A 22,395-nucleotide genomic window follows, 5' to 3' on the forward strand; every position below is an offset into this window, starting at 1 on the left:
TATGTCTGAGATCACGCTCTACAGCTGCGTGAAGTTTGACATAAAGAGTTGAGTTGAAAATGCCTGACAAGAAAGCTTCCAGCGCGTATCAGCCTGGGTCGATATGCAAGCCTCGAAATCGAAGCGACCTATGGACGACAACTGCCCTTGCAACATTTATTGCCGCGTCGGCTTTTGGTGTACTTGTCGCAGATATGAATTCGGCGTCAGCGCAAGAAATTCAAAATAATTTGCTTCAGTTCAACATTCAGAGCCAACCGCTTTCAAGCGCGGCTGGAATATATGGTCGCCAATCGGGACTGCAGGTCTCATTGGCAGCCTCTTCGGCAACTGGCGTTACCGTGAATGCAGTTTCCGGGAAACTTGCCCCCCTCGACGCCCTTTCCAAGATGCTTTCAGGAACTGGAGTAACCTGGCGGGTGACGGGAGATAATGTCGTCGTCGTCACCAACGGTGATACCATTGGTTCAATAGATGGAACCGACGGCGAAGTGCTTGATACCATCGTGGTCTATGGCGGAGCCGCCAATGGAAACGGCTTCAGAGAAACACCAGACTGGGTTTACGATGATCCAAGCAGCGTCAGCGTGATCTCACAAGATGCAATTCAGGAAACGGGGGCCAGAGACGCTCGACGGTTGTTCGATGGCGTAGCCGGTGCCTATTCCGGCGATGGATCTGGCAGTTTCCCGACAGTTTCCCCTAACATCCGTGGATTGCAAGATTCTGGGCGCGTTATTGTATCGATCGATGGCGCGCGCCAAAATGCACAGGATGGTGGCAGATATGGCGGCGGGACGAGTGGCGGGATGGGAATGGCCATGGTCGACACGTCATTCGTTCGCGAGATTGATATCCAAAAGAAAACTGAAGCAGCTGCCAACAATGCCGGCTCACTCGGCGGCTCAGCAGACTTCAGACTTGTCGGGGTGAACGACATTATTCAGTCCGGCCGTGACTGGGGAATGGAGGCTAATGTCGCAGGAGGCACGAACGCTTATGATTTTGATGGATCAGCTATAGGTGCTGTTCGCATTTCCGACGCCTTGTCCTTGACCATGGGCGTCAGCCGTAAATCCATGGGACAATATGAGCCTGGTGAGAATGGAGTTGTGGACGGACGGTATGATGTCACCAACCAGAACAACTGGAGCGCATTTGCCAAGCTGGAGGCTGAACTTGGTGATGTCTCTGCATCCCTTTCATGGCTCCATCAGCAAAACCAGTTTTCCTACGATACAACCCTAGGTGGATTTGGCAGTCAGTTCGATGCAGGGATCGATACAATCGTCGCCGACCTGGGCTGGATGCCAGATACACCACTTGTTGATCTCAACGGAAAATTCTGGATCAACACATCGCTGATAGATGAGACACGCGATGCACGAGGCAACACGCCCGAGACATACATTGACAAAGAACTCACAAGCTTCGGGATCATTCTCGATAATACGTCTGATTTCGGCACCCGTTTAGGAGACGTGAGCTTGAACTACGGCGTTGAGGCTTTCCGCGACATCGGCGACAAGGGAGCAAACAGTTCCTCCATCACAGACAATCCCCTCTATGAATCAAGCTACGGAGTTTATAGTCCCAGGGGACGTAGAGATGTTGCAAGCGCATTTCTGAACGCAGCGCTTGAGCCCGCAGACTGGGTCACTCTCTCAGGTGGGCTTAGGTACGATTGGTCGCGCCTGAAGGGGCGCCCAACCTATTATGACAACGATGAGATTACTTATATCGTAAAAAGTGTCATCACTGAATATGATTATCGCGTTCAAAGGGATGGCCAAGCTGCCGTAGATGCTGCTCCCCCTTTCCTCCAGAACATATGGCGCAACAGGAGTGGAGAGGTAATAGACGGTGATTTCGAGCGGGCGGGGACTACTCTGACCACAAATAGCCGAGATGACAGAACTTTGGAAATTGATCGGTCAGATGGTGCTTGGCTACCTTCTGCAACACTGGAACTAAAGCCCGTCGATTGGTTCCACCCTTATGCCAGCTACTCGCAGAGCTATCGTCCACCAACACTAACCGAAGCATTTATCGCGGGCAACATCGCTCCCGGGGACCTTATTGGAACGAGCCTTGCGCCGAATGAATGGCTTCGTCCTGAAAAAGCGCGGACATACGAGGTTGGAGCGAACATTACTGCTGATCAGCTGTTCACAGATAATGACCGCTTGCGTATGAAGATATCGGCCTTTTACAGGGAAGTCGACGACTACATCGTCTTTGGGTCTATCATTGCCAGTGGTGAGCCAGACCGTACCTACAACAGTTTCGTCAATCTGGATGGAACCGCCAGAATGCGGGGCATCGAAGTCGAAGGAAACTATGATGCCGGTGCTTTCTGGCTCGGTGCCTCCTCAACATATCTCAATGTCGACTGGCCACAAAAAACGGAAACTTTCAGCAATGGCACCACCTCTACAGACGGCAATATACTGGCATGGAACACAAGCGTTCCCCCGCGTTTCAAGTTGATGTTGGACGCTGGCTTCCGGTTGTTCGATGAGCGTTTGGCTGTTGGTGCACGCGTAAACCATGTCACACCTACCCTGACAGCAACTCTAGATATTGAAGGGAACGTGGTTGAATCCAGCGATCCCTACACCACGATGGACCTTTATGGCTCCTACAAGGTGAATGACAATGCACTGCTGCGTCTTTCGGTAAACAACGTGACAGACATCAACTACATCCCGGCGACTGGTGCATATCAGGCGCCCGGAAGAACGCTACAGGCTTCGTTGAAGTTGCGCTTTTAGGACTTGCAAGCCCTTGCTGCAACAACCTCGCAGTTTAAGCCAGCAGAATGACATCACCCTACGCAAGCCTTCAGCAAAAGTCAGAATTTCGGGATCATTTTAGGTCCGGAAATCTCCGGCTGGATTGCAGTCCAGCCGGAGAAAAACTGCCCAACAAACGGGCATTTGCACCATAACTCAAAGGAAACATCATGGTTGCTACGATTGATCTTACCAGCGCTTCATCCAATATGAAAGCTTACCTGGCAAGCTGGGAGAATGGCTTTACCTCGAATTACGGCGCGTTCTGGAATGCCACGGACGGAATCGTGACGGCTCCCGCCAGCACCGATACCTTTGACCAATGGGGTGCGGGTTCGACTGGCGGTAATGGAATCGTTCTGGACGGTGACGATTTGCAATACAGTCAGGGCAACCTGACCGGTGAAGTTGACACAATCACGCTCGGCAACAGCTACAGCCAATCGGCCAGTGGCATTTCTGTTTCATCCGAACTGACGATCACAAATGATCCCTTATTCGACACTTCCGGAGCCGGGGATGCCCTCGACTTTGCCATTTACGGACTGTCCGTTCAGGGAACAACAAGTTACCTCTATGACTATCTTGCAGACGTTGGAACCGTGATCAATGACACATCGGGTTCTGATGTCTTGATTGGATTTGGCGGCGAAGACACCTTTGTGTTCTCTGGCGGCAATGACACTGTTACCTCCGATGGTACAGGTACATATGGCTATCAGGACGGAACAGATACACTTGATGTATCTGCTTGGGGTGCCACCCAACTGTCAGACCTCAGCCTTTATCAGGACGGTTCAGATGCCTACATCTACATGGGGTCCAACAGCGTCACTCTTGAGGGAGCCAATACTTCCGATCTCGACGCATCAGACTTCCTGTTCGCGTAACTTCAGAGAAATCTGACGTTGGAAAACAGTCCAATGGAAAAGTTGTCCCGGCGAGAGGCCGGGGCAACGTTTCTACCGCTCAAAGGCGCTGTTGTGGCACTGTTTGTCACCAGCGCACTGCTTAACCTCCTGGGGTTGAACGGCTCGCTGTTCATGCTGCAGGTCTATGACCGCGTCCTCGCAAGCGGCAGCGTTCCGACGCTTCTGGCCTTATGCGCTCTCGCAGGCGTCCTATATGGTTTTCAAGCATTGTTTGACGCGCTGCGCGCGCGCATGCTTTTGCGTCTCGGCGAAGCATTTGATGCCAGATTTTCAAAAACCGTCTTACGCGCAATTGCCCGCGCGCCACTCTCTGCCCGAATCCCCGGCGACGGATTGCAGCCGATGCGTGACCTCGACACGGCACGCGGTTTTCTCTCCGGCCCTGGGCTGGGGGCCTTTTTCGATCTGCCCTGGGTGCCGCTTTATCTTGCGATTTGCTTTCTGTTTCACTTTTGGCTCGGTGTAACCGCGCTTGTCGGCGCATTGGTTATGTTCGTTATCACTCTATCGTCAGACCTTGCAGTTCGTGGCCCCTCAAAAACAGCGATGGAAAAAGGCCAGGACCGCTCCGCGCTGACAGAAGCTGCCAGACGGAACAGCGAGAGTATTCGTGCCATGGGGCTAGAAGACACCGTTTATGACAGATGGCAGTCCAGCAACTCGGCCTATCTTGCCGCAAACCGCAAAAGTGGTGATTTCGGCTCGGCCATGAACGGAGTGTCCCGGTCTGTCCGGCAAGCCCTTCAATCCGCCATTCTGGCCGTGGGGGCATGGCTGGTCATCCAGCAGGAGGCTTCGGCTGGCGTCATGATCGCCGCTTCAATCATGATGGGTCGCGCAATGTCTCCCGTCGATACAGCCATTGGGCATTGGAAGCACTTCGTTGCGGCCCGCCAGAGTTGGGGGAGGCTCAAGAAACTTCCACCCAGTTTTGAAAAAAAGGTCGATGTTCTGACGTTGCCGCCCCCCTCACAGGCACTACAAATCAATACATTGACGGTTATGCCACCGGGTGCCCAGATCCCCTCGCTCGTGGATGTGACCTTCCGCATCGAAGCGGGCCAAGCCCTTGGAGTGATCGGAGCCTCAGGATGCGGCAAAACTTCGCTCGCACGATCCTTGACTGGTGTCTGGTCATCTGTACGAGGCGACGTGCGTTTCGATGGCGCGGCAATTGACCAGTGGAAGCCATCAGAACTGGGCAAACATATCGGCTATCTTCCACAGTCCGCAGACCTTTTTGAAGGAACAATCTCGGAAAATGTCGCACGGTTCCAACGCAATGCGCCAGGCGAAAGCGTTGTTGCCGCAGCGAAGGCCGCTGGAGCTCACGACTTCATTACCGCACTGCCAAAAGGCTATCAAACATCTATTGGAATTGATGGTGCCGGTTTATCAGGGGGACAAAGGCAACGTATCGGCCTTGCTCGCGCGCTTTTCGGTGATCCGTTCTTGCTTGTTTTGGATGAGCCGAATGCCAATCTGGATGCGGCAGGAGAAGCAGCCGTTATCGAGGCTGTCCGCCATCAAAGGGAGCGAAACGGCATCGCCGTGGTCATCGCGCACCGTCCGAGCGCCCTTGGTTCGGTCGATTTGATCCTCGTTTTAGACAATGGCCGCGTCAAGGCATTTGGCCCCAAAAAACAGGTCCTCTCATCCGTACTGAGCAAGCCGGTTGCGCAAAAGGCAGTTCACGGCGCCCGAATGCTGAACCCTTTGCGGGTCGTTGCCAATGCAAGCGAAACAAATGTGCCGCCTGCGCCCCAGCCAAAACAACCGGAAAATGCGGATGACTAACCACTCGCCTCTCTACAGTTCCATTCGGCGTCACATCTTTCTTTGCTTGCTGGCAGGTCTCGCGCTTGTGGCAAGTGTTGGTGGTTGGGCCACAGCAACAACATTGGTTGGGGCTATTGTAGCTCATGGCACCTTCGTCGTCGAAAGCTATGTGAAAACCGTACAACATCCCATGGGAGGTGTTGTGAGAGACTTGGCTGTTCGGGAAGGCCAACGTGTACAAGCAGATGATGTCCTATTGCGGCTGGATGACACTTTGGCACGCACCAATCTTGCCATTGTCACAAAACGGCTGAACGAACTCTCTGCTCAGCTTGCAAGGCTTGAAGCTGAGCGGGATGATAAAGAAGAGATCGACTTTCCTGAAAGCCTTCGGGCATCAGCTTCCACGGACAAAGACGCCGCAGCTGCCATGCACAGTGAAGATGTGCTCTTCATCTTTCGGCAAGAATTGCGAGCCGGGAAGAAATCACAGCTAAGCGAGCGGGTCACCCAATACCGTCATGAAATCGAGGGCTATACGGCACAGCGCAAGGCCCATGAACGGGCATTGACTGTGTTGAACGAAGAAATCGCGTCGCTGCGCCCCCTCTACACGCGCAAACTGGTCTCAATCCAGCGACTTGGCACTCTTGAACGCGAAGCGGCACGGTTTGAAGGGGACCGCGGCGAAGCATTGGCCGCAGCCGCACAAGCCGCTGGCCGAATTGCAGAAGTGAAACTGCAGATCCTGCAAATTGATCAAGACCTCAAGGCCGAAGTTGGGCGTGATTTAAGGGATGCACAACTCCAGATCGGAGAACTGGTCGAACGCAAAATCGCAAGCGAGCAAGAATTGGAGCATGTCGATTTGCGTGCGCCCCAGACGGGGACCGTGCACCAACTCGCGGTTCATACCGTTGGCGGTGTTGTGTCACCTGCAGAAGATATCATGCTCATCGTGCCGGACCAGGACGAGTTATCTCTTGATGTCCGCATTTCACCCGATGATATTGACCAGATCTATGCTGGGCAGGCAGCCTTGATCAGGCTGACAGCCTTTAATCAACGCATCACGCCGGAATTGAACGGCTCGGTGTTTCGCATTGCAGCTGATCTGAGCGAAGATCCACAGACTGGTCTATCCTACTATTTGGTACGCCTGCTAATTCCTCAGAGCGAACTTGACCGTCTTAATGGTTTGGTTCTGGTACCTGGAATGCCGGCAGAAGCCTTTATCCAGACCCGCAAACGCACGGCTCTGTCCTACTTTTTAAAACCCCTCAGCGACCAAATGAACCGCGCCTTCCGCGAGGAGTAGGTGTTTGATCTCAGCATTTGATGGTGCAATCTTTTCTCCAGAATGGAAGGATCCGCTATGGGACAGGTTTTACGCGGCAGCACCACAACGACAGAGGCGATCCGTCGAGCAATACAAAATAGACAAGAGAGCCTGAGGACGCTTTCGAAGTGGTACGGGATTAACCAGAAGACTGTCGCCAAGTGGAAGCGTCGGACTTCTACGGCCGACTCGAGGACTGGACCGAAGGAGCCGCATTCGACGGTTCTATCCATCGAGGATAAAGCGATCATTGTGGCTTTCCGCCGCCACACGCTCTTGCCGCCAGACGATTGCCTTTACGCCTTTCAGCCGACGCTACCTCATCTGCCCCGGTCTTCGCTACACCGCTGCCTGCGACCTCATGGCATCAGCCGTCTACCCGAAGTTGAGGGCGACAAACCGTCAAAGAAGAAGTTAAAGCGCTATTCTATCCAATTCCCGCTGAAGTCATATGTAGTTTCATTTTAGAATGGTCTTTTCAATATAGTCGGCGGCCTGTTCGCCCTTAATCGCGCGGTTCCACAGCTGGTTTGTTACAGTCTGATAGAGCTCTGTTGCCTCCGGCGCTGAGCTGATCGTTGCCACTCCCAAACGGATGTTGGCAAATGCGCCTAGCCTATAGGGGCTCACCGCAACGGACTTTCGATTGGCTTCACGGAAGATCTGCAAGCTGGATCCGGGCATGGAATCCACAATGACGCCCAGCTGAACACCGATAGGTTGGTTGCGCAGAAGTTGAACAATGTTTTCGATCTCAATACGCGCGATTTCTTTTCGTTTCGAAACGTCGACATCGGGTAGATTATGTCCACCAACAAAGCCCAATTTAAGAAACTGCGTCAGCTCAGAGCCAGACGTAAGGCTGATGATATTGGGCGTGCGCGCTCGATAAGCTTGTTTTCGCTTCTTTAAAATCTCGACAAGTGTGTCCACTTCACTGATCGCCTGATCGTAATCATCGACATGTTTTGGAATGCTCTCCCTCAGGACTTGCGGGAGAAACTCATCATATTGATCTGTTGTGAGGAGATAGGACACAGGACCGAAGAGAACAATAATCTGCTCGACGTTCTCTTCCAACTGGCGCATGCGTTCAAAAAAACTAATTGCCGAGACAATGTATTCAACGCCGGCACCAAGCAAAGTTGCGAGAGAAACGCCTAGCAGACCGGCAATCCTGACAAGCGTGTCAATCTTAGCAGGTTGGCCAGCTTCATATCTGTAAATGGCGGCGCGCGAAATTCCTGCTTTATGAGCCAATTCTTCAGGTGTCAGCATTGCACCCAAACGAAACGCTTTCATGCGTTGGCCAATTTCCTCAACGGATATACCGTAGTCCACGCGCCAGATTCCTCGCTGGTTATGCTGCCGTTTTTGCTGGCAATTACCTGAACGTATGTCATAAAAATCGCAAAAAAGCAATAAATTATGATATTTTCTCAAATATGAGATTATTCTTGACAGAAATGCTGATGGTTCATATCCTCGGCGACTTCTAATTTCATGCAGTACGGAGAATGCAATGAATGCCTTGAACAAGTTTGCAAAATTTACCCGTGGAGTCTTGCTTGCTGGTGCGACTGGCATCCTTGCTGCTTCGGCAGCAGAAGCAGCAGATTACACTGCTAAAATCGGTCATTTGGAGTCCGATCAACAGTCCCGTAATATCTATCTGCAGAAGGTGGCAGAGCTTGTAAAAGAGCGCACAAAGGGAGAAGTCGAATTCCAAATTTTCCCATCTGGGCAGCTCGGCAACCAACGTGAAATGACCGAAGCTGTACAGCTGGGTGTCCTTGAGGCGACGGTGTCCCCGGCCGCTTTCATAGGCGGCTTTAATCCTGCAGTTTCCATTCTCGATATTCCATTCCTTCTTCCCGCAGATGCCGAGAAAGCACAGAAGCTCCGCGAAGGCCCGTTCGGCGCAGCCCTTCTGGAGAGCTTTTCCTCCAAGGGCGTGGTTGGCGTTGCACTTTGGCCCAATGGCCTGAAAAACTTTACATCGAACAAGCCACTGGACAACCTGGAAGACTTCGCCGGTCAAAAATTCCGGGTGATGGATTCCAAGATCCTGATCGAGCAGTTTGATGCTCTTGGCGCCTCAGCAATCGCTTTGCCATTCGGCGAGCTCTACACATCTTTGCAGACCGGCGTTGTTGATGGCCAGGAAAACCCACTCGACACCATTCAGCGCATGAAATTCAACGAAGTGCAGAAGTACCTCGTGGTTTCCGAGCATGGCGCAATGGAAGATGTGGTGCTGTTCAACCCGACTTGGTGGAACAACCTGCCTGCAGACTATCAAGCCATCATTACAGCGGCCTTTGCAGAAGTTGTCCCAGAACTTCGTGCACATAAGGCCAAGGCTGTTGAAGCTGCTCTTGCAACCATCAAGGAAAGCGACATCAACGTTCGTGTTGCATCCGATGAAGAAAAAGCGGCTCTGCGCGAAAAGATGTATGACAAGTCGAAGGCTGCGTACATTGAGCGTGCTGGTGATACAGGCAAAAACCTGATCGCCGTTTACGAAAAAGCCTATTCCGAAGTTCAGTAACTTCGGATCCGATTGAGGGAGGTGGTTCTCGTGGACCACCTCCTTTTTTCTTTTCTGCAACCTTCGGCAATGTCGATCTCAAAGTGGCTGGAAAAATGCGATATCTACGGCGTCTTGAGCGAATTTATCTCGTTTCGATCTTTCTCTCCATGGTGGGCTTGTTCACGCTGAATGTGATTGCACGTGAAGTCGGCGGAACATTCGCAAGCCAACTAGCCTGGGTCGAGGAAGCTGTCCGCCTGATGAATATCTTCCTGGTCTTCGGGGCCCTTGGTCTGGCGCTCGAAAGAGGCCGCCATGTTGGTATTGACACGCTCAGAGATGCACTTCCCGAACGCAGCCGAACCATTGTTCGCAAGATCATTGATGCCGTTGGTTTCCTGTTCTCTGCTTATATGGCCTACCTTGCCTACCTGCTCGTCTTTTTCGTTCTGGGAACAGGGCAAAGAAGCCCCACCTTGGATCTACCCATGGGATGGGTTTACATGGCACCGGTTTTAGGCTTCAGCCTCCTGTCACTCCGCTATCTGTTGAGCTTTCTGTCTGTCATCGATCGTTTCAGCCGTCAGAACGAAAACGATGAGACGTCCTCGATTGAGGGAGTTCAAAAATGATTTTTCTTGTCATTCTTCTTGCCGTTGTCCTGTTGGTTTCAGGCTTTGAAATGTTTTTGGTGCTAGGCATTCCGGCGCTTGCGAGCAAAACCATATTCTACGGTTCAATGCCGGATCTCGCCTTCATTCAAAAAACGCTCGGCGGCATCAACCACACGACCCTGTTGGCTATTCCGTTCTTCATTTTTGCCGCACAACTCATGGGCTCCGGTCAGATCGCAAGCAGGCTAACAGGCCTGGTGAAAGCGCTTGTTGGTCATAAGCGTGGCGGAATGGGCTACACGGTCATTGGCGGATCTATGGCGTTTGGGTCCGTATCAGGCTCTGCACCGGCGACGGTTGCTGCTATGGGGCGGATGGTCTATCCGCAGATGCGCACTGTTGGATTTTCAGAGAAATTCAGCCTGGGTCTGCTGGTTGCCAGCGCAGAAACTGCTCTGCTGATCCCACCGTCCATTACATTCATCATCTATGGCTGGATGACAGGATCTTCGATTTCCAGATTGTTTGCTGGCGGCCTAGCAGTCGGCCTGGTGTTGGGTTTGGCATTTGCGATCCTCGTAAAGATCGAAGCCAAACGGTCTGGCGTCAAATCATTCGAGAAGACAACCGGACACGCAAAACTCCAGGCCGTGCGTGATGCAGGATGGTCTCTGGGCATGCCGGCCATCATTTTGGGCGGCATCTACGGTGGGCTGTTCACCCCAACGGAAGCGGCGGCCGTCAGTGTCGTCTATGCCATCGTGATTGAAGCTTTCGTTTACAAAAACCTAGGCTTTTCCAAACTTGTTGAACTGACGGAACGGGCTGCCATTTCCACTGCTACGATCTTCATACTGCTGGCGATGGGGGGCGTTCTGTCCTTTTTCGTCACACTCGCTCAGGTCCCCACTCACATTAGCGATTTCTTGGTCGCGATAGATGCCGGACCCATTACATTTCTACTGGCTGTCAATGTCTGCTTTTTGATCGCCGGAATGTTCATCGATCCAAACTCTGCCTTGCTGATCCTCGTGCCGCCTCTTTTCCCGGTGGCAACGGCATTGGGCATTGATCCGATCCACTTCGGCATGATCGTGACCCTGAACATTGGCATGGGTATGATAACGCCGCCGTTCGGTCTGGATATATTCGTTGCCTCATCAACGCTGAACAAACCGGTGATGAGTATCATCAAGGGCGTCTGGCCGTTCGTTGTGGCGAACATTATCGTGCTGTTGATCATCACCTATATTCCGTCGATCTCCCTCTTCATACCGAACCTGATTTTCGGCCAATAGGAGGTCTGAGCGTGAACCATTTATCTTTGAATACGCCGGCCATAATTGACTTCCCGAAAGCAATTCATGAAGTCGAATGCATTATAAAGAGCAATTCGCCAGTCAATGGCGAATACCGTCTACTGGTCCTTGATGCTCCCTTGAAGGTCCTTGATTGTGAACCTGGTCAGTTCTTCCATCTGCTTTGCCCGGTGACCGGCGATCTGCAACCCTATCTGCGACGCCCAATGAGCATTTATGGTTACTATCCGGACAAAGGGGAATTGCACTTCCTCTACAAAGTCGCGGGTGAAGGCACCTCTGCTATCGCGACACTTAGACCTGGAGACACGTTCAATGTGCTCGGACCGCTTGGGAAGGGGTTCGACATTCTTCCTAACTGGCAGAACCTGCTCCTGGTCGCGCGTGGTGTCGGCTTGGCAACACTCGCACCTTTGGCTCTGGAAGCGCGCCGTCTTGACCGAAAATTGACGGCCATTTGCAGCGCACGTTCCGACAGCTTCTTACTCTCTCTCGATTACTTCAGGGACCTTGGCGTAAACGTTATCCCGCTCACTGATGAAGATGGCACGTCGAGCGTCGAAAACATGGGCGCAGTCATCGAGAAGCTTATCGCAGATGAAGGCATCGATGCCATGTACACCTGCGGTTCAAATCGGATCTTGAGGCTGCTTCAGTCTATCGGCAAGACACACAATATTCCGGGGCAAATAGCCCTGGAACAACAGATGGCCTGCGGCATTGGCATGTGCCAGTGCTGTGTTCGTGCGTTTCGCAGGGATGGTGGTATCGTCAATGAGCGCGTCTGTAGGGAGGGGCCGGTGTTCGACCTCCAGGAGGCCATCGGATGCTAGATCTTACCACTCAGATTGGCAGTCTAACCCTCAAAAACCCAATCATGCCGGCGTCGGGAACCTTTTCTGAAGACCTTGCGCAGGTCTTTGACCTCGATGCTTTGGGCGCTCATGTCACTAAAACCATCACCCGCGAAAAACGCAGCGGAAACCCGACACCGCGGGTATGCGAAGTGCGTGGTTCCATGCTCAATTCTATCGGAATTCCCAGCAAGGGCATCGATGCCTTCAAAGCGGCCGTGATCCCCTTCTATGCCGCGTATAACGCGCCGCTGGTTGTCAGCATTTCAGCAGGCAGTGCGGATGAATTCGCAGCTCTATGCGAAGAGGTGAGCGTACCGGGGGTCGCAGCGATCGAGGTGAACATATCTTGTCCGAATATTGAGGAGGATGGCAAGGCATTCGCCATGCGGCCTTCAACGACTGAATTCGTGATGAGAAAGCTGCGCGATGCGACTGACCTTCCGCTTTGGGCAAAACTCACGCCGAACACGGGCGAGACGACCGAAGTGGCGAAAGCTGCTGAGGAGGCCGGTGCGAATGCCCTGGTCGTTTCAAACACCCTTCTGGCAATGGCAATTGACATCAACACACGGCGCCCCAAGCTAGGCAATTTGATGGGCGGACTTTCAGGCCCTGCCTTTAAGCCCATTGCCCTGCGTATGGCCTATCAATGCGCCAAATCGGTTGAAATTCCGGTCATCGGCTGCGGCGGAATTTCTACCGTAGAGGATGTGATTGAGTATCTGATTGCAGGATGCACCGCTGTCCAGGTTGGAACAGCAACGTTCATCGAACCGGCAATCATGGTGAGAATGATTGATGGGCTTAAGGCCTATTTGCAGAGCCAGGGATTTGCCAGCGTCAGCGAACTCGTCGGATCCGTTCAAGACGAACAGGCCTCTGATGGCTTGGTCTTCATGGAAGCCGCCCCATGAACGCAACATACAATCGCTTTGACGCAGCCAAGACAGCCGCGCGCCTTTTCGATGATGTCGCTGCATTTTCAGCAGATAGCGCTGGCGTCAGTCGCCCGGCTTTTTCGGCTGTTGAAACACAGACGCTCAAATACCTCGAAGACTATGCGCGTGCGCAAGGGCTCTCCGTCCAATATGATGCAGGACAGAACGCGGTCTTTTCCCTTCCGGAAGATGCCAACGCCGACAGGTTTATCCTGGTCGGATCTCATGTAGACAGCGTTCCAAATGGCGGAAACTTCGACGGGCTTGCAGGCGTCATAGCTGGCTTGCTGTGTCTGGCCCGCGCGAAAAGCCAGGGTATCGGTTTTGCCAAACCCGTCAAGGTTATTGCAATGCGAGCTGAGGAAAGCGCTTGGTTTGGGCCTTGCTACATCGCGTCCAAGGCACTTCTCGGCCAGCTTGACGATAGTGAGCTCAGCGCTGTTCATAAAGGTGATGGCCGCGACCTTGGCACCCATATGTCCGAGATCGGCATCAACATGAACCGTGTCCGTCAGCACAAACCACTTATGGATCCGGACAACATAGATTGCTATATTGAGCTCCACATTGAACAAGGGCCCCTTCTCATCGAGAAGAACATGCCTGCTGCTGTGGTCTCAGGCATTCGGGGTAACGTTCGCCACAAGAAGATCAGATGCATTGGTGAGGCGGGGCATTCCGGCGCGGTCCCGCGTGCTTATCGCAAAGATCCGGTTCTCGCTATGGCTGACTTGTTGTCCCGACTGGACGAAAGTTGGCTGACGATTTTGCAAAAGGGCGAAGACCTCGTTCTGACAAGTGGAATGGTCGGAACAGACCCTGAGAAACATGCCTTGACCCGCATCCCTGACCTTGTCGACTTCAGTCTGGATTTTCGCAGTCAAAGCGCAGATGCTCTGGATGCGATGCGTGATCTTCTCCAGCAGGAAGTGAGATCCGTAGAGCGGGAACGTGGCGTAAAATTTGAACTGGATGCAGAGCTGCACACTGCTCCTGCCCTTTGCGACGAAAAGATGGTTGATGGCCTTTCCGCATCAATGGCGAAAGTCAATCTCAAGCCATTTACAATGCCGTCCGGGGGTGGTCATGACGCAGCTGTCTTTGCCAATGCAGGCATTCCATCGGCAATGGTTTTTGTCCGTAATCGAAACGGATCTCACAATCCCGAAGAAGCGATGGAAATTCCAGATCTAATCGCCGGTACGGACATCATATTCAGCTATTTGACGGAGATGGCCCAATGAGTGTTTCTCAATTTACCATCCGCCAGCCGGACGATTGGCACTTGCATTTACGCGATGGCGATATGCTGGAGGCGGTCGTTGGTCATACGAGTGCGAATTTCGCGCGGGCCATCATCATGCCCAATCTCGTACCGCCTGTGGTCACAACGGAGCAGGCAGCTGCCTATCAGAAGCGAATTTTGGCCAGCCTTCCGGATGGCCACAAATTCGAACCGCTGATGACGCTTTACCTTACTGAAGCAACCCAGATTGCTGATATCGATGCGGGTGCCAAGGCTGGTCTGGTTAAAGCGCTCAAGCTCTATCCGGCAGGTGCGACCACCAATTCTGATAGCGGCGTTAAAGATTTCGACAAGGTCATGCCGGTTCTGGAGCATATGGCCGATATCGGGCTGCCGCTTCTGGTTCATGGTGAGGTCACCAGTCCCGATGTCGACATCTTTGATCGGGAAGCTGTGTTCATTGAGAGCGTGCTTGATCCCATCCGGCAAAAGGTTCCGAACTTGCGGGTAGTCATGGAACATGTGACGACTTCTGACGCTGTCGACTACGTTTCCTCCGGAGGAGCGAACATTGCCGCAACGATCACGACCCACCATTTGATCATCAATCGAAACGCCTATCTGGCGGGCGGGATCAAGCCGCATTATTACTGCCTACCGGTGGCGAAGCGCGAAAAGCACCGACTGGCCCTCAGGGCTGCCGCAACGTCCGGTAACGCTCAATTCTTTCTTGGAACGGATTCCGCACCACATCCTGATAGTGCCAAGATTTCCGAGTGCGGATGTGCTGGCATTTATACGTCTATCAACACGCTGAACTGCCTGGCACATGTGTTCGAAGAAGACGATGCGTTAGACCAGTTGGAGGCATTTGCCTCGCTTAACGGTCCCGCCTTCTACGGACTACCCGTAAATGAAGGTCGGGTGACATTCACGAAATCACGAGAACCAGTCGTATTTCCAAAGAAGTTTTCCGTTCAAAACGAATGTGTGACGGTCTTCGATCCAGGCTTTCTATTGTACTGGCAGAACGAACCCAGTAACGCTGGGGGGATTTGACCTGACGATATCGCCCAAAGGATGAGACAATGATTCCCAGCTCTTTCCCCGAGCGCGCACTTATCTCCGAATTGACAGCTAAAATGCTGCTCGAGATCGATGCCGTTCATTTTCGCACCGACAAGCCCTACATGTTCACGTCCGGGCTGGCCAGCCCGGTCTACATCGACTGCCGCAAGCTCATTTCCTATCCACGTATTCGCAACACCCTCATGGATTTTGCAGCCAGTGTCGTCATGGAAGATATCGGGTTTGAGCAAATCGATAGTGTTACTGGTGGTGAGACGGCCGGTATTCCCTTTGCCGCATGGCTGGCAGATAAATTGAACCTGCCGATGCATTACGTTCGCAAAAAACCCAAAGGGTTTGGTCGGGATGCGCAGATTGAAGGCAACTCAATTGAGGGCAAACGTGTCTTGCTCGTCGAAGATTTAACCACCGATGGCGGTAGCAAAATCAAGTTTTGTGAAGCGATCCGAACCGCCGGGGCCGAGATCACGGACACCGTCGTCGTTTTCTACTACGACATATTTCCTGAAGCCTTGGAAAATCTCGAGAAAATTGGCCTGAATCTACACTATCTGGCCACATGGCGAGATGTTCTTGCTGTTTGCAAGAAGCAAAATTACTTCGATCCGGAAACGCTAAAACAGGTTGAGAGCTTCCTGAATGACCCTCTCGCTTGGTCTGGTGCCAATGGCGGCGCTACCGAAATATCAGGCCTCAAGAAGAAGGATTAGTGTCATGAGTATGACTGAGCTGGTAAGAATAATTGAAGATTTTGGAAAAGGCGTGCGTGCATATAATGAATGCAGCCGCGCTTGCCGTGATCAATTGAAAGTTCAGTCAGACACTGCAGCAGCCTATTTCCTGCTGGCCATTGTCGCTGAGAAATTCGTAGATACCTATGATGATCAACCTCTGAGCAGTCCAATAGCAGAAGCTGAATTCAAGCGTTTTAAAGGCTATGTTGAGCAATTTGAAGCGACTGAACGTGCGTCTGATCCATCGGCAAAACTGGACACCTTGAACCGCATTGCTGACGAAATCGCAAACCACAAGCTCCTCCTTGAGGAGACGAGTTTCCAATAAATGAAGAATGTAAGCCGCGATCAGATAACAGATATCTTCTAAGCTGTTAGACTGACCGCGGCATAGTGATCCGCCCCACTTCAAATGACCCAGTTTACGGCCTGCATATGTAAGCAAACATGAAGATAAAGCGCTGTGTCGTGGTTCAGATGTGATCTGGTAAAATTCCGACAAGCTCGTCCTGTGGAACCGCTCACAGATACCGTTCGTATGCGGTGACTTCACCATGGCCTTGGTATGGTCAATGTCATTGATTGCCCAAAACAACTGAGAGGCGTGCTTGTCGATGTGCCCTCAGTATTCCGTGCCTCGGTCGGCCAGAATACAGCCGACTTACTTCACTTTGGCTACCAGAGCCCTGAGGCGGTAATTGAAGTTTGCCAAGTCTTGCCGCAGCCAGATCGACCATAAACCAGACGGCGATACAAAGCCCCCTATTTTACGCAGCTCGTTCGAAGTACGGACTTGACCGTAGGCAGGGAAATCGGCGGCAGATTTGAAGCGCCGTACTCTCTGTCACCTTATACCCCCGGTTTGCCAAATTGGGTTTACGACGAGTGCGTTCGAAAAGGGCCTCACTCAACGCCGCCGTCCTCGACCGCGGATTTGTAGCGATAGAATGTGTCACGTGACATGCCCATGACCTCGCAAGCTTTGCTCGCGTTACCCAGCTCCTCGGCCAAGTTCAGCAAGCCGGTCTTGTGTTTGATGAACTTATCGCAAGTATTCAACATTGCGGCTTCCTTTTGATAGTTTGGTTTGCACCTGCATCAGAACGGACAACCATCATCTCAGTTAAGATATGTGCTGCCCCAGCTCCAGTTCTCTGGGATGGAGCAGTGTCAGATCACATCTAACCTTCCACCTTTAAAAGCATGTGCCATTTTCGCCATCACCTCGCGCTATTACGTGCTGATGATGTTCGTCTGCATGTCGTAGTTCCGAATGCGGCACCTACTCGCGGATCGCTTCAAGTTCCTCTTGGCTTTGAGCTTCGCCGAATGGTTCTCTTTCCCAAAAACAAACACTATTTAAAACACTGTTTTACATGAGTGTATTTATCATATATATGTTTGCTGAAGTCATCCATGGGGGGATGGCGCTAGCCAATTTCGGCTGTGCTGCCGAATTCAGCTGATTACAGAATTGTCAAAGATAAAGGACCTGACCATGCCTGATCGCGTGCGTCTTTCGCTGCTGCTTACCGGTACTATTTTACAATCAGCGTTTTGGCTTGGCGGCGCAGCCGCGCAAGAAGCATCAGCTGTGTCTGCGGCTGAGGGCAGTACAAAGCTGGAAACAATCCGGATTAATCCTGATGCAACCACTTCTGATCGCTTCGACAAGCACCAGGGAACAGCCGATCGTGCTCAGTCAATATATATAGCGATTGAAGAGATCCAAAGAACCGATCCGCAGACCTTGCGCGAGCTATTTGCTGGCAATGCCTCGATCTCGGTTGGTGGCGGAATCCCGACTGCTCAGAAGGTGTTTGTGAATGGCATCGATGAAAACAATCTGGCGGTTTCGGTGGATGGTGTTCAGCAGGGCAATCGGATTTTCCACCACACCAGCACCAATTATATTGATCCAGCACTGTTGAAAGCCGTTCGGGTTGATCCGGGTGTTGCACCAGCTGATGCCGGGTTCGGCGCTCTTGGCGGGTCCATTGTTTATGAAACGGTCGATGTGCAAGACCTCTTGATCCATGATCGCAACTTCGGCGCTTTTGCAACCTTCAGCTATGACACGAACGGAGAGACATTTACCGAAAGTGCGGCTGGATATGGACGCCACAACGGCTTCGAGTTGCTCGGCTTCGTAAAGTTTGCCAATGGCGATGACTATGAAAATGGTGATGGCTGGGCCGTGCCCGGGACTGCTGCAGAGTTCTCAAGCGTTTTGGGGAAAGCTGCCTATGAAACAGATTCTGGTTACCGGTTCGAGTTCAGTGGCCAGCAGATCGTTGATGACGCGCTACGCCCTTACCGTGCGAACATCGGGGGCCTGAGAGGGACTTCCGCAGTCCGTGTTTACGATACAACTCGGCGTAATTTTTCCTTCAATTTCAGCAAGGAAGAAATCGAAGGGATCTGGAACCCGAAAGTCGTCATTGGCTACAGCGAGAATGATTTCAAGATACCCGAGCCTTATGGCAGTGATACCGTTGCCAGCACATGGACAGTCAACGCAGAAAATACCTTTGAACTGAGCGAAGGCAACACGATCACTGCCGGTGTAGATTTCATCGCGCAAGACTCTGACTACAGCTCCCCTTCTGAGAGTTACAAGGAGAAGGTTTCGAATATAGGTGGTTATCTGCAGGCCAGATTGACGCCGGTTGACCGCCTGAAACTTTCCTTAGGTGGCCGGGCAGACAGTAACTACTTCGAGGGCAAAGACGGCACCGATCTCGATAACTTCGGTTTGAGCGGAAATGCCTTTGCAGAAGTTGATGTATACAAGGGGTTCTCGGTCAACGGCGGATACTCAAATGTCTTTGGCGGCATTGATCTCGAAGAGAGTTTCGAATATTGGCGCCCTTGGGATATCTCGGATCTGAAACCGGTTCGTGCCGACAATCTGACCGCCGGTGTGAAGTATGAAAATGCTGGATGGTATGCAGGTGCCGATGTTTTCAATACTCGGTTCACGAACTATCGCGACGGTGATAACAACATCGATTACAGCAGCTGGGGCTACAAGCTTTCCGGTGGCTATAACTGGGGCAATGGGTTTGTAAAACTGTCTTATGCCGATACGCGCCTTAATCTCGAAAACAGCGTTTTTGAATCCTATTACCTGATTAATATCGGTGCTGCTGTCGGGCAAATCATCTCTGGTGAAATCGCGCATACATTTGACCAGTATGACTTGACGCTTGGCGCTACAGTCGATGCTGCGTTGGAGTATGACGGCTTTGTCTCCTCCGGTTATGAGAAGATTGATCCCTATACGATTGTAAATGCTTACGCAGAATATAAGCCCGAGACGCATGACTTCCTCACCCTTCGGTTGGAAGCGAATAATATCTTTAATGAGAATTATTCGGACCGGGCCACTTATGGCGGTGAATATGACACGATCACGCCGCTTTATGAGCCAGGTCGGTCATTCCGGTTGATGGCAAAAGTCCGCTACTGATCCCTGACGTCTTACTTCAGGTACTTACAAGAAAGAGAGCTGCACGGGCTTAGCACCTGTGCAGCTCTTCTTCATTTCAGACGTGGTGCAGAGCGACTTTCAGACCGTCGACGGTCTTGACCTTGACACTCATGTCATAGACCTTGGAGATGGTTTCTTCAGTCATGAAGGCATCGGTCGCGTAATGCGCGACGACCTCCCCGCCTTTAAGTGCGATGATCCTGTCTGCATGAGCAGCCGCGTAGTTGATCTCATGCAACACGACGACAATCGTCTTGCCATGATTGTCGGCAAGATCGCGCAGTTGATGCATTAGATTACGGGCAAAATGCATATCCAGATTGTTGAGCGGTTCATCCAGCAGCAGATATTCTGTGTCCTGTGCATAGGCCATGGCAACCAAAACCCGTTGTTTCTGTCCGCCTGACAATTCGCCGATGTAACGTTCTGCAATGGCTGCGAGGTCGAATTCAGCCAAAGCGGTTTCGACCTTGTCATGATCAAGCCTGGTGGCGCGGCCATGGTGGTGAGGGAACCGGCCAAAGCCAACCATGTCTCGAACACTGATACGGGAGGCGACATTCGTGTCTTGACGCAAGATCGCCAGTTTCTTCGCGAGCTCCCTTGAAGGAGTTTGGCGAACATCCATGCCATCGAAAGAGATCTTGCCAGATTGCAGCGGCAGCAGCCTTGCCATCAAGGCAAATAGTGTTGATTTTCCCGCACCATTTGGACCAATCAGGGCCGTGATCCCACCCCGTTCGATTGTAAAAGAGACGTCCTTCAAAACCAGAGACTTGCCGTGTTGAAAGGTGACATTTTCGATTTCAATCACATCCGAACCCTTCTCAGGATTAGAAACAGGAACACCAGTCCACCCAGAAACTCGACCACAATGCTCAAGGTCGCCCCTAATCCGAGCACACGTTCAAAAATCGTCTGACCACCGACCAGAACAATGATGGAAATCAGGATAGATGTCAGGAAGATTGGTCCGTGATGGTGGGTTTTTATCACTTCATAGCTGATCGCGCTGACCAATAGGCCGAAGAAGGCAACCGGCCCGACCAGAGCAGTCGAGGTGGCAATCAGTGCTGTGACCAACGCTAGCCCCATCATCAGCTCTCGCTTGTAATTAAGGCCAAGACTGATGGCCTGTTCCCGGCCAAGAGCCATGACGTCTAAAACATTTCGCTTGTGCCAGGCCAGCGCACAACATGCGATGACCAATGGTGCTGCAAGGGTGAGAAGCTTGGTGTCGACATTGTTGAAGCTGGCGAACAGCGCGCCCTGTAGAATCGAAAATTCATTTGGGTCGATCATACGTTGCAACAGCCCGGTGAGACTTCGAAATAGGACGCCGAACACCACACCAACCAACAGCATGCGAAACAGGTCATTCGTGCCCTGACCAATCAGACTTCCGAACAATGCAAGGGACGCAGCAGACAATAAGAAGAGTTCCAGAGAGAATTTCAACTCTGGCGCAAGCGAAGCAAATCCAAATCCTCCGAGGGCAAAGACAAGTACAGTCTGCAGCAGGATGTAAAGCGCATCAAAACCCATGATGGAAGGGGTCAGGATCCTGTTGCTTGTCAATGTCTGGAACACGATGGTGGAAACTGAGATTGCTGTGGCAACGATAACCAGTGAGATCAGCTTTGTGCCGCGAAACGCTAGGACAAAATCCCAATTTCCACGCGCACCCACTACCATGAAAGCAAGAATGGAAAGAGCTGCGCACAAGCCGAGAATTGCTATCTTTTTAACCACGAGGCGCTGGCCTCGCGAACAAAAGCCACAGGAACACAGCCGTTCCCAACACACCAAACACGGCGCTTGCAGGGATTTCATAGGGATAGCGGATCAACCGACCTAGGAGATCGCTGGCCAGAACCAAAGTTCCGCCCATCAAGGCAACCAAGGGCAAGGTTGCCCGTGCATTATCACCGCGAAACAGGCTGATGATGTTAGGCACAACAAGCCCGACAAAGGGCAGCATTCCGACGGTCAGGACCGTGAAAGAGGTTATCAGGGCGACAATGCTCAACCCGGCGATCAACACATAACGGTAATTCAGCCCCAGACCGATAGCGGCATCGCGCCCGAACCCGGCAACAGTGAACTGGTCCGCATAGAGATAGGCCATCAAAGCGACGCCGCCTGATATCCAGAGCAGCTCGTATCGCCCCTGAAGTACACCGGAGAACTCGCCGTTCATCCAGACGGAGAGATACTGAAGCAGGTCGAATTCATAGGCGATGAATGTTGTCACGGCCGCAATGATGCCGCCATAGACAATGCCTGTCAGCGGAACCATGAGCGGTTGCGTCGGGGGTAATCTTTGAACCAGCGCAAGAAAGAGTGCTGTTCCGACAAATGCGACTGCGCTGGAGATCGTCATTTTCATAAAGATCGAAGCTTCGGGCATCAGCAGTGTTACACCGAGCAACCCCAGCGCAGCGCATTCACCGGTCCCCGTGGTGGTCGGCTCCACGAAGCGATTGCGCACCAGCATTTGCATGATCACACCGGCAACGGCCAAGGACGATCCGGCCAGTATCGCCGCCAGTGTTCTGGGGAGCCTGCTGACCAGCAGTAGGTCACCATTCTCGGTGCCGCCAAACAGCTTGGCCAGTGAGACATTGGCAGCGCCGGTTGCCAGGCTGGCAAAGATCAAGCCGCCGCATGCAAGCGTGATCATAACCGGCCAGAAAGCTGACAAGAATCCCGATGCGAGGCGAGAAG

The 22,395-nt window shown here is 52.2% G+C and carries 18 protein-coding genes and 2 pseudogenes; 15 read left to right on the forward strand and 5 right to left on the reverse strand.

Translation table 11 applies throughout. The features are described from left to right. The first annotated feature begins 59 nt into the window (after nt 1–59). The 5 genes and pseudogenes from V6575_RS00445 to V6575_RS00465 form a co-directional block, all read left to right on the forward strand. Nucleotides 60–2,774 (forward strand): TonB-dependent receptor, encoded by a 2,715-nt coding sequence (locus V6575_RS00445; RefSeq protein ID WP_340272011.1) that lies wholly within the window; start codon nt 60–62, stop codon nt 2,772–2,774. A gap of 191 nt (nt 2,775–2,965) precedes the next feature. Beyond that, a complete protein-coding gene (locus tag V6575_RS00450) occupies nt 2,966–3,685 on the forward strand; it encodes a hypothetical protein (protein WP_340272012.1) in 720 nt (239 codons plus the stop codon). A gap of 33 nt (nt 3,686–3,718) precedes the next feature. Next, nucleotides 3,719–5,524 (forward strand): type I secretion system permease/ATPase, encoded by a 1,806-nt coding sequence (locus tag V6575_RS00455; protein WP_340272013.1) that lies wholly within the window; start codon nt 3,719–3,721, stop codon nt 5,522–5,524. Beyond that, nucleotides 5,511–6,824 carry an HlyD family type I secretion periplasmic adaptor subunit gene (locus V6575_RS00460; protein ID WP_422785496.1) on the forward strand — a complete coding sequence of 438 codons (1,314 nt, stop codon included), beginning with the start codon at nt 5,511–5,513 and terminating at the stop codon, nt 6,822–6,824. The genes V6575_RS00455 and V6575_RS00460 overlap by 14 nt, the downstream gene beginning before the upstream one ends. Before the next feature lie 57 nt (nt 6,825–6,881). Then, nucleotides 6,882–7,283: pseudogene (locus V6575_RS00465) on the forward strand (transposase family protein); the annotation flags it as partial. A gap of 21 nt (nt 7,284–7,304) precedes the next feature. Here the strand turns inward: V6575_RS00465 and V6575_RS00470 are convergent. After that, complete coding sequence (locus V6575_RS00470) at nt 7,305–8,288, reverse strand: helix-turn-helix domain-containing protein (protein ID WP_340272016.1); 984 nt, start codon at nt 8,286–8,288, stop codon at nt 7,305–7,307. Nucleotides 8,289–8,367: 79 nt separating this feature from the next. Here V6575_RS00470 and V6575_RS00475 point away from each other — a divergent pair, with 79 nt between their 5' ends. The 9 genes from V6575_RS00475 to V6575_RS00515 all read left to right on the forward strand — a co-directional run bounded on the left by V6575_RS00475 (nt 8,368) and on the right by V6575_RS00515 (nt 16,503). Then, nucleotides 8,368–9,396 carry a TRAP transporter substrate-binding protein gene (locus V6575_RS00475; protein ID WP_340272017.1) on the forward strand — a complete coding sequence of 343 codons (1,029 nt, stop codon included), beginning with the start codon at nt 8,368–8,370 and terminating at the stop codon, nt 9,394–9,396. A gap of 95 nt (nt 9,397–9,491) precedes the next feature. Then, complete coding sequence (locus V6575_RS00480) at nt 9,492–10,010, forward strand: TRAP transporter small permease (RefSeq protein WP_340272018.1); 519 nt, start codon at nt 9,492–9,494, stop codon at nt 10,008–10,010. Next, entirely contained in the window at nt 10,007–11,290 is a 1,284-nt protein-coding gene (locus V6575_RS00485; protein ID WP_340272019.1) for a TRAP transporter large permease, read from the forward strand. The genes V6575_RS00480 and V6575_RS00485 overlap by 4 nt, the downstream gene beginning before the upstream one ends. Before the next feature lie 11 nt (nt 11,291–11,301). Then, on the forward strand, nt 11,302–12,144 hold the full coding sequence (locus V6575_RS00490) for a dihydroorotate dehydrogenase electron transfer subunit (protein ID WP_340272020.1): 843 nt from the start codon (nt 11,302–11,304) through the stop codon (nt 12,142–12,144). Continuing rightward, nucleotides 12,138–13,082: a dihydroorotate dehydrogenase gene (locus V6575_RS00495; protein ID WP_340272021.1), complete on the forward strand. Its 945-nt coding sequence runs from the start codon at nt 12,138–12,140 to the stop codon at nt 13,080–13,082. The genes V6575_RS00490 and V6575_RS00495 overlap by 7 nt, the downstream gene beginning before the upstream one ends. Beyond that, nucleotides 13,079–14,350, forward strand: coding sequence for a Zn-dependent hydrolase (locus tag V6575_RS00500; protein ID WP_340272022.1), 1,272 nt, complete (start codon nt 13,079–13,081; stop codon nt 14,348–14,350). Before V6575_RS00495 ends, V6575_RS00500 begins: the two co-directional genes overlap by 4 nt. After that, nucleotides 14,347–15,411 carry a dihydroorotase gene (gene pyrC, locus V6575_RS00505; protein ID WP_340272023.1) on the forward strand — a complete coding sequence of 355 codons (1,065 nt, stop codon included), beginning with the start codon at nt 14,347–14,349 and terminating at the stop codon, nt 15,409–15,411. Before V6575_RS00500 ends, pyrC begins: the two co-directional genes overlap by 4 nt. Before the next feature lie 29 nt (nt 15,412–15,440). Further along, on the forward strand, nt 15,441–16,151 hold the full coding sequence (locus V6575_RS00510) for an orotate phosphoribosyltransferase (protein ID WP_340272025.1): 711 nt from the start codon (nt 15,441–15,443) through the stop codon (nt 16,149–16,151). Nucleotides 16,152–16,155: 4 nt separating this feature from the next. Continuing rightward, a complete protein-coding gene (locus tag V6575_RS00515) occupies nt 16,156–16,503 on the forward strand; it encodes a hypothetical protein (protein ID WP_340272728.1) in 348 nt (115 codons plus the stop codon). A gap of 150 nt (nt 16,504–16,653) precedes the next feature. Here the strand turns inward: V6575_RS00515 and V6575_RS00520 are convergent. Next, a pseudogene (locus V6575_RS00520) lies at nt 16,654–17,237 on the reverse strand (helix-turn-helix domain-containing protein); the annotation flags it as partial. A gap of 436 nt (nt 17,238–17,673) precedes the next feature. Between V6575_RS00520 and V6575_RS00525 the strand changes: the two are divergent. After that, nucleotides 17,674–19,647 (forward strand): TonB-dependent receptor domain-containing protein, encoded by a 1,974-nt coding sequence (locus V6575_RS00525; RefSeq protein ID WP_340272026.1) that lies wholly within the window; start codon nt 17,674–17,676, stop codon nt 19,645–19,647. A 76-nt stretch (nt 19,648–19,723) separates the two neighbouring features. Here the strand turns inward: V6575_RS00525 and V6575_RS00530 are convergent, their stop codons facing one another. The 3 genes from V6575_RS00530 to V6575_RS00540 are packed head-to-tail and all read right to left on the reverse strand — an operon-like array spanning nt 19,724 to nt 22,351. Next, nucleotides 19,724–20,482, reverse strand: a complete 759-nt coding sequence (locus V6575_RS00530; RefSeq protein WP_340272027.1) for an iron ABC transporter ATP-binding protein — start codon at nt 20,480–20,482, stop codon at nt 19,724–19,726. Continuing rightward, on the reverse strand, nt 20,479–21,420 hold the full coding sequence (locus tag V6575_RS00535) for an iron chelate uptake ABC transporter family permease subunit (protein WP_340272028.1): 942 nt from the start codon (nt 21,418–21,420) through the stop codon (nt 20,479–20,481). Before V6575_RS00535 ends, V6575_RS00530 begins: the two co-directional genes overlap by 4 nt. Beyond that, a complete protein-coding gene (locus tag V6575_RS00540) occupies nt 21,413–22,351 on the reverse strand; it encodes an ABC transporter permease (protein ID WP_340272029.1) in 939 nt (312 codons plus the stop codon). The genes V6575_RS00535 and V6575_RS00540 overlap by 8 nt, the downstream gene beginning before the upstream one ends. Between the last annotated feature and the right edge of the window lie 44 nt (nt 22,352–22,395).

Origin of the sequence: Roseibium algae, assembly GCF_037783265.1 — a bacterium.
Lineage (GTDB): Bacteria > Pseudomonadota > Alphaproteobacteria > Rhizobiales > Stappiaceae > Roseibium > Roseibium algae.